Source organism: Staphylococcus sp. MSU001, from assembly GCF_052976705.1.
This window is the reverse complement of sequence record NZ_JBRIKK010000004.1, coordinates 81718-95084: the sequence shown is the minus strand read 5'-3', so window position 1 is coordinate 95084 and position 13367 is coordinate 81718. Positions and strand designations below refer to the sequence as shown.

The 13367-nt window shown below is 31.7% G+C and carries 10 protein-coding genes; 3 read left to right on the top strand and 7 right to left on the bottom strand.

All coding sequences use genetic code 11. The annotated features are described in order from the left end of the window. Positions 1-175: 175 nt before the first annotated feature. Complete coding sequence (locus ACVBFA_RS03090; RefSeq protein WP_002447148.1) at positions 176-994, bottom strand: SDR family oxidoreductase; 819 nt, start codon at positions 992-994, stop codon at positions 176-178. A 318-nt stretch (positions 995-1312) separates the two neighbouring features. On the opposite strand from ACVBFA_RS03090, the gene ppx reads away from it, so the two are divergent. Both ppx and ACVBFA_RS03080 read left to right on the top strand, forming a co-directional pair. Further along, a complete protein-coding gene (gene ppx, locus ACVBFA_RS03085; protein ID WP_126122624.1) occupies positions 1313-2845 on the top strand; it encodes an exopolyphosphatase in 1533 nt (510 codons plus the stop codon). 62 nt (positions 2846-2907) lie between these two features. Next, a complete protein-coding gene (locus ACVBFA_RS03080; RefSeq protein ID WP_049386239.1) occupies positions 2908-5073 on the top strand; it encodes an RNA degradosome polyphosphate kinase in 2166 nt (721 codons plus the stop codon). Between the two features lie 166 nt (positions 5074-5239). Here ACVBFA_RS03080 and ACVBFA_RS03075 read toward each other — a convergent pair whose 3' ends face one another. Continuing rightward, the gene (locus ACVBFA_RS03075; protein ID WP_126122625.1) at positions 5240-6496 is read right to left on the bottom strand and encodes an acetylornithine deacetylase; all 1257 of its coding nucleotides are present in this window, start codon (positions 6494-6496) and stop codon (positions 5240-5242) included. Positions 6497-6584: 88 nt separating this feature from the next. Next, on the bottom strand, positions 6585-7277 hold the full coding sequence (locus ACVBFA_RS03070; protein ID WP_447158778.1) for an SDR family oxidoreductase: 693 nt from the start codon (positions 7275-7277) through the stop codon (positions 6585-6587). Between the two features lie 212 nt (positions 7278-7489). Between ACVBFA_RS03070 and ACVBFA_RS03065 the strand changes: the two genes are divergently transcribed. Then, positions 7490-7789 carry a DUF1413 domain-containing protein gene (locus ACVBFA_RS03065; protein WP_002447143.1) on the top strand — a complete coding sequence of 100 codons (300 nt, stop codon included), beginning with the start codon at positions 7490-7492 and terminating at the stop codon, positions 7787-7789. A gap of 282 nt (positions 7790-8071) precedes the next feature. Here the strand turns inward: ACVBFA_RS03065 and ACVBFA_RS03060 are convergent, their stop codons facing one another. The 4 genes from ACVBFA_RS03060 to ACVBFA_RS03045 all read right to left on the bottom strand — a co-directional run bounded on the left by ACVBFA_RS03060 (position 8072) and on the right by ACVBFA_RS03045 (position 13187). Further along, on the bottom strand, positions 8072-8263 hold the full coding sequence (locus ACVBFA_RS03060; protein WP_001831457.1) for a hypothetical protein: 192 nt from the start codon (positions 8261-8263) through the stop codon (positions 8072-8074). A 271-nt stretch (positions 8264-8534) separates the two neighbouring features. After that, on the bottom strand, positions 8535-9773 hold the full coding sequence (gene dcm / locus ACVBFA_RS03055) for a DNA (cytosine-5-)-methyltransferase (RefSeq protein WP_126122627.1): 1239 nt from the start codon (positions 9771-9773) through the stop codon (positions 8535-8537). Positions 9774-9871: 98 nt separating this feature from the next. Beyond that, on the bottom strand, positions 9872-11338 hold the full coding sequence (locus ACVBFA_RS03050) for a Sau3AI family type II restriction endonuclease (protein ID WP_002489488.1): 1467 nt from the start codon (positions 11336-11338) through the stop codon (positions 9872-9874). Between the two features lie 358 nt (positions 11339-11696). Next, positions 11697-13187 (bottom strand): glycosyltransferase, encoded by a 1491-nt coding sequence (locus ACVBFA_RS03045; protein ID WP_049386236.1) that lies wholly within the window; start codon positions 13185-13187, stop codon positions 11697-11699. Positions 13188-13367: the final 180 nt, after the last annotated feature.

The following is a 13367-nucleotide window of genomic DNA, read 5'->3' as shown; positions in this document are numbered from 1 at the left end:
AATGAATTAAGTTAACATTCATATTAGAATTTACTGCCACATCTCAATAACAAAAATTAAATTTGTTAAAATGCTTCAATAAAAATAAACCTTATTTCGGTGATTGCCCGACAATATATTAAAACATGCCTGAGACAAGAAATGATGTCTTAGGCATGCTTTATTTTCAATAATTTTATTTAGTAGAGTTTTTCCAACTTTCATCACTTAACATTTCTCCAGGCCATGTATAAGCCATCACGCCACCATCGATACGAATAGTTTCACCAGTTATAAATGAACTATCATCAGAAGCTAAAAATGCTACAAGTTTCCCGACTTCATCCGGTGTTCCTAGTCGACCTAATGGTGTTACCCATTTTTGATTTTCTCGGAATGTTTGTCCGGCCTCTTCATCTGATGTACCTGCTAAATTATCAACAAGTGGTGTTTCGATTGTTCCAGGTGCTATGGCATTAGCACGAATATTTTCACGTCCATATTCTATAGCGATAGATTTTGTGAAATTAATGACACCACCCTTTGCAGCATTATACCCTGAACGGTATAAATCGGCAGCTTGTCCAGAGAATGAAGCTGTATTAATAATAGAACCACCTTGTTTCATCATTAAAGGTAATAAAAATTTAGTTACTAAAAACGTTCCTCTCATATCAACAGCCATAATTTTATCAAACACTTCAACTGGATACTCATGAATACGTCCGGCGCCATTATCTACACCCGCATTATTAAAAATAACATCTACATGTCCAAAGTCTTGTGCTATTTTTTCTGAGAATTGTTTGACTTGTTTATCATCTGAAATATCTACGCGATATGCAGTTGCTTTCCCACCATTATCATTAATAGACTGTACAGTTTCTTCTAATTGATCTGATATATCAAGCGCTAACACATGTGCGCCTTCTTTTGCTAACGCCACGGCTGATGCTTTCCCAATACCAGTACTCGCACCAGTAATCACTGCGATTTTGTTTTCTAAACGTTCCATCCAAAGTCACTCTCCTATCACTTGTACATACTTAATACAATTAAGTATCATGTTAGTTTAATTTTTCCACGATGTGAATCAACTTAAACAGTGATAAAAATAAGACACACGAAAAAAATAAATAGCTGAGTTAAGTTATACACTTATATACTTTTCTTTTTACTAAAATTATATTTTTAAAAATTATAATTACTAATCAATCATCTTAAATATTTCAGAAAAATTAACTGTAAGTTCTTTTCAATTTATCTATATCATGTACAATAAAATTAAATAGGGATTATTTTAAACGCATTGTTTGAATAATAGGAGGCACACATGGAAGAAAGAATTGGTTTGATAGACATTGGTTCCAACACGATTCGACTTGTTATATTTGGCTACAATAAAAAAACTGGACTCAATGAAATACTGAATATAAAAACACCTGCACGATTAAGTCAATATCTCACAAAGTCCAATGAAATGAATGATGAAGGTATTCATGTTTTAAAAGAGACATTAAGCAGTTTTAGAAAAGTTGCAGATAAATTTAACGTTGATGCATTATATCCCATCGCAACAGCTGCTATTCGTCAATCTAAAAATCGTGAAGCTATCATTAAAGAAATTAAACAAGATATTCATATCGAAATTCAAATTGTACCTGAAGAAGATGAAGCATTTTACGGTTACTATGCGATTACACATACTACCGATATTGAAAATGGAATTTCTGTCGATATCGGTGGCGGTTCTACCGAAGTTACCCTTTTCAAAGATAAGCAACTTAAAGAGTCTCACAGCTTTCCATTCGGCGTGGTATCACTTAAGCGTCAGTTTTTTGGTGATAAAGAACATAATGACAAAACAGCCATTAAAAATATGGAACAGTTTTTATGTGAGCAATTTAGTCAGTTAGACTGGCTATCCAATCAACATATTGCGCTTGTAGGAGTAGGTGGTTCTGCACGTAATGTTGCACGCATTCATCAATCAGCACATGCATACCCTATCGGTGGCGTTCATAACTATACGATGACTTCGAAAGATATTAACAATGTTTATGATTTAATCCGTAAAAGTTCTCGCGATGAACTAACAAATCTAGACGGTTTAAGTCGCGACCGCGTCGATATTATTCTGCCGGCAATTTCCGTCTTTAAAACGCTTTTCAAAAAAATTGACGCCACACAATTCACCTTCTCAAGAAAAGGGATTCGTGAAGGATTTATTATGAACCACATCAGCAAACGATATCCTGATGAGTTTAATAAAAGTCACGTACGTAAAGATGCATTACGTCATTTAGCTAACGAATATCATATTGAAGAAACGAGTGCTAATCGTCGTGTGAAATTAGCTGAATCCTTATTGAATCAAATTATAAGTGAACGATCACTTAATATTTCGGAAATAGAAAAAGAATTATTTATTGAAGGTGCCTACATCTATTACCTAGGTAGTTTCATTGATTCAGACTCAAGTTCACCACATACGTATTACTTAATCGCAAATTCAATGATTAACGGCTTTTCACATAAAGATCGTGTGAAATTAGCTTTGTTAGCTAGTTTTAAAAACAAATCTTTACTTAAATTTTATTGCAAAGAAACAAAGTGGTTTAGTAGTAAAGAAATAGATACAATACAAGCTTTAGGAGGGATTATTAAATTTGCAAACACCTTAAATATCTCACATACTAGCTTTGTAGAGGAAGTTAAACTAAAAGCAAAGAAAGATGACAAATACGATTTAATAGTTTATTACAAAGGATCACCTATTGCAGAAGAATACCAAGCAAATCGTCAGAAAAAGCATATTGAGAAAATTTTAAAAGGTAAGGTTTCTATTATATTTACAAAATCTTAAAATTATTATGATATTTTAGATTGGTGCATGATAAAGATTAATTAATGAGGTGTATGTATAGTATGCAAACTCGATTGGGAGAAAAAGATATTAATTTACCGCAGTATTACAACAATAGGGAGTTAAGTTGGCTAGATTTTAACTACAGAGTATTACAAGAATCATATGATAAAAATAATCCGTTGCTTGAAAAACTTAATTTTATTTCTATCTTTAGTTCAAATTTAGATGAATTCTTTATGGTTCGAGTGGCTGGGTTAAAAGACCAAGTCAAAATGGGATATGACAAACCTGAAAATAAAGCACAAATGACGCCTCAAGAACAACTTGATGCTATTAAAATTAAAAATACAGACTATGTGAACACTCAATATCAACGTTATAACGAATTAATTAAAGAATTAGCCAATTACGATATTGAGATGGTAAAACCTGAAGACTTATCAGATGCATTGATAGAAAAATTAGAACAAGAGTTCAAGTTAAGTGTCTTACCAACACTCACTCCGTTAGGTATTGATGCGTATCATCCATTTCCAAAGTTAAATAATAAAAGTTTAAATATTTTTGTTGATATCGATACGGAAGATGCCATTAATTCAGCTATCGTTCAAATTCCTTCATTAATTCCACGCTTTTTAACTTTAAATGAGGGTACAAAACAATACGTTGTCATGGTCGAAGATGTGATTACGTATTTCATCAATTATCTATTTACAGGATACGAAGTACTAAATACTTTTACTTTCCGAATAACACGTAATGCAGATTTAACCATTCATGAAGATGGCGCTGAGGACTTGCTTATAGAAATTGAACGTTTTTTAAAAGAACGTAAGAGTGGTTCGGCTGTACGTTTAGAATTAGATTGTCGCACTTCTGAAAAAGAGAATGTAGAATGGTTAATCGATCAATTAGAAATTGAAGAAAATGATATTTATTATTTAGATGGGCCACTTGATTTAACATTCTTATTTGGATTGGTTGACCATCTATCTCATAAGCTCAAATATTTAACATATGAGAAATATACGCCTCAACCACCTAGATCATTAGGCAACAAGAATATCTATCAATTATCATTAGAAAGAGATATATTCTTCCACCATCCGTATGAATCTTTTGAACCAATAGTTGACTTTATTCGACAAGCAGCAGATGACCCAAATACAATCGCTATCAAACAAACCTTGTATCGAGTGAGTAAGGATTCGCCGATTATTAACAGCTTAAAAGAAGCTGCTGAAAACGGCAAGCAAGTAACGGTGCTCGTAGAATTAAAAGCACGCTTTGATGAAGAAAATAACGTACATTGGGCACGTATGCTAGAAGATGCTGGCTGTCATGTTATTTATGGTATGACACATTTAAAAACGCATAGTAAAATTGCGTTAGTCGTTAAACGCGTCAATAATGAACTTACGTCATTTGTTCATTTAGGTACAGGTAACTATAACGATAAAACTGCTAAATTATACACAGATATGGGTATCATCACGACAAATAAAGATATCGCTGAGGATGCAATTAACTTCTTTAATTACTTGAGTGGTTACTCAACAAAACCAGAATACAATAAATTGATTGTAGCACCATACGATATTCGAGACGTCTTCATTGATCGTATCGATAAAGAGATACGTAGTCATTTACAACATGGTAATGGTAAAATTATGATGAAAATGAACTCTTTAACCGATAAAACGATTATCGAAAAGCTCTTCGAAGCATCCCAAGCTGGTGTTAAAATACAACTCATCATTCGTGGTATCTGTTGTCTTAAACCAGGCATTCCAGGTATTAGCGAAAATATAGAGGTTGTTAGTATTGTGGGTCGTTTGCTTGAACATTCACGTATTTATTACTTCCATAATAATGGCGAGGCGCATATTTATTTATCTTCAGCTGACGTTATGACACGTAATATGATTAAACGTGTCGAAATATTATTCCCTGTTGAAGATAAATCAATAGGACAACGATTAGTTAACTATATGAATTTACAATTATCTGACAACCAAAAAGGTCGTTACCAAGATGCACAGGGCGTTTATCATTACGTCGAAAACAATTCATCACCTTTAAACTCTCAATCTTACTTGATGCAAGAAGCAATTAAGTATGGAGAAGAACTAAAAAAACAATCAGTACAACCTTCAGGACAACCCGTTCATTCTAGACGTGGTGGTAGTTGGATGCGAAAATTAAAAAACACATTTAAAAGATAAACTCACCTTGACAATTGTATTTTATATGAAATGAACACGAAAATAATAAATATCTTTTTATAACTATTCAACTTGTTATTCTTTATAATAATTAAGAGGTACAGAACACATCACTTTAACTCAACATTTTGAGAGTATAAAAGTCGTTCTTGTACCTCTTTTTTATCTATGATGATTTATAGGATTGTGGGTGTGCATACCACTCTTTTAAAAATGTATATAAAACATCACTATATTGTGCTAATTCCCTTGCTTTTATTTTCTCATCTACGCTATGTGCTTCTTCTAAACTACCTGGGCCATATAGTATTGTGGGAATGCCAAAATGTGCTGTCCAACCTCCATCAGTTACAGTTGTACTCATACCATGTTCAAGCTTTTTATTATGAATATATTCATGTGCTTTTTCTAATTGCTTAAAACCTGGAAGATGTGTCGGCACAGTGAAACTTGGGAAGATTTCTCCTTTATCCTCAATCATGGATGTACCACCCCATTCAAATTCAAGTGGATTCTCTCTGAGCCATACATCTGCTTCTGCAACCTTATTTAAATATTTCTCTATTTCATCAACTACAGATTCATAACTTTCGTTCGGTAAGTAATGAACAGTAATCCATAATCGACATTCATCTGCAATAAATGCAGGATGACGTCCACCTTCTATGACAGCTGGGTTAATTGTATTCGCACCTGGCGGCATTCCAGGACTCTTCTTCATGACAGCCCAATGTCTTTCAAGTTCATTAAGCGATTGAATCACCTTTGTCATTTTTTCAATGGCACTTGCACCAAACAAGCCCCCACCAGCATGTATCGTTTGACTACGCGCACCATCATGTATTGTATTCTTACTTTTAACTGTAATCCATCCGGTAATCACACCACCTTGCCCAAGTGCTTGATTCTCGCTCGTATCTAAGACAAGAGCTAAGTCACCTTTAGGTCCTATTTCACACGCACGTTTAGTTCCCGCTTCACCTACTTCTTCACCGACTACTGATTGAACAATAATATCCCCTTCTGGGCGTAGTCCTTCTTGATGTAATTGCTCCAGGACGTAGAATAACGAAGACATACCACCTTTCATATCGCTAACACCACGACCGTATAACCATTCATCTTTGTTGGTAAGTTTAAAAGGTGGATACTGCCAATATTGATCGTCATCTACAGAAGCTACATCAACATGCCCATTCAATATCAGTTTTGGCGCTTGAGGATTGTGTCCTTTTAAGGTTGCTACTATCACACTATCATTGTCATATAACTGTTCTCTTTGTATTGAAAAATCCAGTTGTTTAAGTAACGTTTCAATTTCATCTTGCAATGGATCTGTATTACGTCCAGGTGGACTTTCAGTATTAAATTTAACTAGCATATCTAAAATTTCAAATTGACGTTTATCCAATTGATATCCCATCCTTTGTATAAAGTGGTTGAATTCAAACGTAACAATTTAAGTGTAACATGAAACGAAAATGCTATTTTAAATAGAGAAATGTCATCATTTAAACATGTCTTATCGTTACTTCATTAACATTAACGTGACTAGGTTGTGTTAAAGCATATACTACAGCATCAGCAATGTTCTGTGCTTCAAGTTTTTTGTGTTCTCCAAAATCAGTACCTTCCGTCATAGGGGTATCAACCATTCCTGGTGAAATACTAGTCACTTTAACACCTGTACGTGCTAATTCTTTTTCAAGAGACTGTGTGATTGCATGTATTGCTGCTTTTGTCGCACCATAAACGGCATTCGTCTTTGTTGGTTCAAATCCTGATACCGATGCAAGATTGATGATATGCCCACTAGATTGTTTTAACAAATAAGGCAATGTTGCTTGTAAAACATGGAGTGTACCTTTAATATTTACATCTATCATAGTATCCCACTGCTCAACATTATAGTCTGTAATTTTAGATGATAAACTTTGACCTGCGCTATTCACAACAATATCGATATGACCGAAATGGTCTATTACAGCTTTTAACATATCATCTATGTTCGATTTTACAGTGACATCCGCTGAAACAACTTTAGCCGGGGTATTTAATTGCTGGGCTATTTCGTTTAAGCGTTGTTCGTTACGACCAACCAGAACTATTGATGCACCTTGTTGACTTAACTTTTTGGCAATCGCCTCTCCTATACCGCTACTCGCACCTGTAACGACTGCAACTTTCTCTTTTAATTTTGTCATACATCACTACTCCTTATCATAGAATTATTTTGAATATCTTTCTCATAACGTTTTGTTAGAGAATAGGACATTAATGTGATTTATAGATCAACTTTAAACAAAACGAATCAAACATATATTTAATTATAAAAATCATTTTATATTTAGTCATTTTCATTATAAAGTAAACATAGTAACTAAAGAATAAAAGTCAAGTTTTAGGAGGAACAGTAATGTCGTTTTATGAACGGGTATTAAAACTAAGTGAAAATAATCATCGTACTGCTTTTGAATTTCGTTTTGAAGAATTATTTTCAAAGGAAGAATGGTGCGCATTATCGCTAGCTGAACGTCAGGAACAAGAAAAAGCATTTAGATGCGAAGTGAACAAGCGAGACGATATACGTATACCATTTTCAAGTGAAAACGATGCTAAAAATAAGTTATATAATATTGTTTATGCTTACAATTCCGTAAAAAAGAACTTTAAACAGGCTGAACACTCTAGAAATCCTAGAGGTCGAAACGTTTAATAATTATCAAGACAGTTTGCATTGTGATGATTAAAATATGTTGGGAAATGAAAGATTCGATGTAATCATAGGATACTTCGTGTGAGACAATATGACACATTAAAAGAAATGTAAATCATCGTTGAATCACAAATCAAAAATGAAGACCATAACTCACAGGGGTAGTAAGTTACGGTCTCCTAACATATTAATTTAGATTTTAGGGGTATATAGAGTGTCAATTTTGCCCTCAATTACTCTTTGAGAGCAAGCGAGTTCAACATTGTGGGAGTTCGTCAAAAATCAACTTGTAACGAGGGCTTTGCGCTCTAAACTATAATAGTATAATCTTTCAGCATCAATATACGGGATAGAATCAATCGTCAAATAACCATCCTTGATGTCTCCAACCAACCCTTGGTTAACGCCTGTGTTTACATAGATGTCATAACTACTTACATCGGAGAAGATCAATTCTTCTATAGCATTTCTCATAGTCATCACCTCAATAATTTACTCTTTCCTTACACTTCATATACTACATCATTTTATGTAAATTAAAAGTATTTTGTGATACATTTCACAAAAGTATCACTAATTTGTTTATAGAGAAAAATAATTATCCAAGAATTTAGCTACTTCTTTTTAATTCTGTAAATCTTTATTCCTCTCTGGCTCTTTCATATCTACGCCTCCTTTTTATTTATCTGTAATATATATTTATTATATTAAATAAAATAAAAAAACAGAGGACTACACACCTCTGTTAAAATAATTCTAATTGGCTATATTTATCATTATTATTTATTTCAATAATTTCTATCTGATTAGCAATTCTAGTAATTATTGGTACAACCAAAGCATTTCCCATACAAAAGAATCTCATTCTATCAGGCATTGTATCAGTCCAATTATCCGGGAATCCATTCAGTCTTTCTGCTTCTATCGGAGTTAGTGTTCTATAAGTATCATTAACCTTTAATAGATGGCTACTTCTATTTACAGAAGCTTCACTAGTTAACATGGTTCTTGCAGGCAAGTCTAAAGAATCAGTTTCAGACATTCCTCCTTCTGAAAAGTAATATTCATGACCATCCTTAGATGTTCTTTTAATTTTTTTAGGACCTCTTAAATACTTAAACTTATTTATTTGATCTATGTTCAATTCATAATTATCAGTTACTTCATCTTGAATAACATCTTTTAGTGGAGTGGGTTTTTCATATTTAGGTATAGTATCAATGGTAAGTATTTCTCCATTTCTCATCACTCCACTATTAAAAAAACTGAAACTAAAATTATTAGAAATTTCTACTATATCATTATCAATTTTTATATTATTTATTCTTTCTTTATTAGGTACTTTTTCTACTGGAAACCCTGAAGCGAACAATCCTTCATCATAAATAATATTCTCTAAGCTAAATTTACTCATTTTTCTACCATATTCAAGATTTTTTTTGTAACCAAAAATAAATACTCGTCTTCGTCTTTGCGCATTTCCATAGTCAGCAGCATTAATCACTCTCCATTCAACTGAATATCCCAATTCATTCAGAGTTGATAACATTACTGCAAAATCTCTTCCTCTCTGTCTTGAAGGTGATTTTAATAACCTATCTACATTTTCTAATAATAAATATTTTGGATAAGTATTTTGAATAAATCTTATAATTTCCCAAAATAACACGCCTTTTTTTCCTTGTATACCCAGTTCTCCACTAAGACTCCTAGCTACAGAGTAGTCTTGACAGGGAAATCCACCTACTATCATGTCAGCTCTCGTATTAGCCATTTCTTCATTACTTATTGTCGCTATATCTTGATTAATATGTACACCGTTTTTAAACCTTTTATTATAACAATCAAAGGCATGTTGTACTTTCCTTGAAGGTTCCCATTGATTAGCCCAAGTAATTTCAAACATTTTATTTTTTGTTCTCTCTAAACCTAGACGAAATCCACCTACCCCTGCAAATAATTCTGCTACTTTTAAATTATTCAATTGGCAACCTCCTCACTTTTGAATATCAATAATTATACCACAAAACCGAACGATCGTTCTACTTAAAAGACAACAAAATTAATTGTAACATAAATAGCCTAAAGAAATTCTTTGACTTGTTCTTTAATATAAGTATTATTTATCCAAAAACATTGTTTCGTCATCCATTTATCTGAATATTTTAATGTATCATTAGGTCGATTAATCCAATTTGCACGAGATGGCAATTCATCTGCATATTTACCGTTCACCCTATAGTCAGAGTAGCTTTCATGTGGTCGTATATGACATATCATTTCATCTGATTTATTAATAAAATTATTTTCAATTCTATATACGTTACCATCCTTTTTATAAGTTGCTTTGAGACACACCCCTTTTAATAACTTATCTTTTGTGTCTTCCCATACTTTTTTTACAGGACCTTCGATATCGTCTTCTGGCATTGAAAAGAATTTAACGCCTTTAAACACCTCAGTACCTTCTTCTTCTTTGACGATAAAAAAGAGAAATCTCGTTTCCAGAAGAAAATTATGCCATTGAGCTAATGGATTACCATCTTCATCTTCCCATTTTTCTTTAATTAAATCTTTAAATCTGAAAGCAGGAAATGACATACTCTCTTTATTAATATTATTTTTATTAAATTTTACTGTTTTAACAACTATAGATGCTTTTTCAAATTCGTCTACCTTTGGAAAAGTCTCATTTCCTTTAATTTTGCCTTTTAAATTTAAAATAGCAGAAGCAATGCGATTATGGTAATTTTTCCCACCTCTATCTACATTAAATTTTTCTCCTATGGAATCTATAGTTTGATTATAATATGGTTTGAATTTTTCAAGCACTATATCTTCAATAGATTTATTTTTTAGCTCAAACGGTGATTTAACAATAGAATCAATCTCTTCATTGCCTAAAATATACTTTCTCAATATCGATGTCATGTATCCAGACTTCAAAGAAAATGCTCTCTGTTTAGCTTTTATGTTTGAATATGGTTGAGTTCTAACAGATTTAGCACTTGCTCCTTTCGTACAAGGGGATAAATAAGTTGTTAAGCTCTCACTTAATTCATGTGCTTTACCATCATTAATATAGTTATGTATTAATTCCCAATCATTTTTTATTACTTCATAATCAATTGGATTTTTTTTCATTTCATATAAAACAGCCTCATGTATAATCCAGTCATCTCTAGATACATCTTTTTTATACTCATAAAACGCTAGCTCTATAGTATTATTTTTATTTAAAAATGAACTAGTCTCGAATTTTTCATGTGCTACTTTTTCATAATTAATAATATTTAAAACCAATCTTTCTTTGGCGCTATATTTACCACTTTTTAATTTTTTAAAAGGTGTTGCCTTTAATTCAACACCTGCCTCTTCCATATCAGGTCTACTCTCACTATCTTTACTTTTCCCAAACCAATTTTCAAAAGCATCCCCCACAGAACTCTTAGTTTCTGAAACAGAAAAGCCATCATTTAATTCTTTTATTGTCTTACCTACAGCTTCCTTTGCTCTATTATGAACTTCTTGTTTAGTTAAAAATTCCATATTCCATCATCCTTATTTAATTATCATGCGATACTAAAATTCTATGACATAATTATCTTTCAAAGATATATATTCTAAAACAATAAAATTATTATTCTTTGAAAATAGATTACTTTTCTTTAATATTATATCGAATTTATTAGACAAACAATATCACTTTTAATTGTTCCAACCATACTATTCCTTCTCTATTATTAGTGAATATATGAGAAAAGATTAGATAAATTATTAAATTAATTTATCTTAATAATCTAAAAATACACGCTGTTTTTGATTATTAACAGCGTGTAGTTCAAAATAAATTGTAATTTAGTCTTATTGTTATTAATATTTTCTTATCCTATGAACCTTATTTAAATTACTTTACTCTCTCAAACAACTTCTGATAGTTATTCTTTGCTTGTTCATACTTGAGTGCATTTTTTGTTTCAACTTTTGTTAGTGGATTTTTAATTATTTTATCCATATAGGCTGCGAATGCTTCAATGTTATCTGGCTCAACAAGATAACCATTTTCACCGTGCTCTATGATTTCACCAGGACCGTATCTTACATCATAAGCAATGACTGGGCAACCTACTTCAATACTTTCCATAACGGTTAAACCAAAACCTTCGTATTCACTGGTTAATAGTGAGGCTTTAGATTTTTTGAATTCTTCAAGTGGATGCTTGGTAAAATCATTTAAATCAACTTTATCTTCAATTTGATATTCTTTAACTAAATCTAGTATGACTTGTTTTTGATTTTGTTCATCTGCACCATAAATCGCTAATTTCGTTTGATGTCCATATTTTAAGAATTGATTATAAGATTTGATTAAATGGTCCACTTGTTTTTGTTTGCCTAGTCTACCAATAAATACGAATCTATCCTCTTTGTCATGAGTATCTTGTTGTCCATAGCTTTTAATAAAGTGAGGTACAATCGATATTTTTTCATCGCTGATACCATATGCATGTTGAATATCGTCTTTTTGCATATGTGTGAGCAAGAGGTATTGAGCTACTTTATCAGAATTTTCCAGTGCAATTTTGTATGAAGATTTAATATGATCTCCATCGATGTGGCTATTATGAAATACAAGCACATTTTTTGTGTTCATACAGTTATTTAAAAGTGGTTTATCTAGAAGTCTAGCATCATTAAAAACAATATCATTTTGCTTAAAGCGATGTTCGAAATAATATTTAAAGAGATCTTTTTCGTTTTTAAAAGCCTTCATGATACGTTGATTTTTAAAAATTTGAATGAAATCTAATTCATTTGCCTTTTGAGAATTGAAAAATTTTTTACAGTAAATACTTCCCTCTGTGTCAAAATATTCTTCCAAAATTTTGTGATATGTGCGACTTGAGAAGTAAATCTTTCTATGCAATTGACCGAAGTGATTATATTCTCTACGTTCAATTTTTTTCTTAGAAATTGGTGACATCACGTCTTCAAATTCTATGATATTTGTATCTTCATAAAATTTTCGATATAAAACATAAGTTTCTTGATCATAATATCTCATCACATTGCCATCATTGAATACTTTAGAAGTTAAACCTTCTATGTCTCTATCTTTTTCAGAGTAAAGAGTTTTTTTCTTAAATCTTGTTTTAGGTATTGAAAGTAATTTGAAATCAGATAACCAATCATATATATTTTCGATTTGCGTATTTTTCGTTATGAGTTGATTCTCTTCGAACTTTTGATAAACTTCATTATAATTAGCGTTATAATTCGTTGTTAGTATTTTATTGTGAATGCCCATTTCTTTATCAAGAAATCGAATTCTTGTTAATAATGATTTAGTTCTTCCTCCGTGCACTAGGGGTAATGTGCTTGTTACCGTATATATCATTGTTTTAATCCTCACCTTTTAAGATGTATGCTATTTTATAGTTAATTATAAAAATATTGATGCATTTTGAAGCTAGAAATTTTATAATGTGATTTAAGAAGTATTTTATATGTTGTTTTAAAATAAGCTAAGAACTTTTTATGTTTTCGAAAATAAACGTAAACTAAAAATATAGTATAA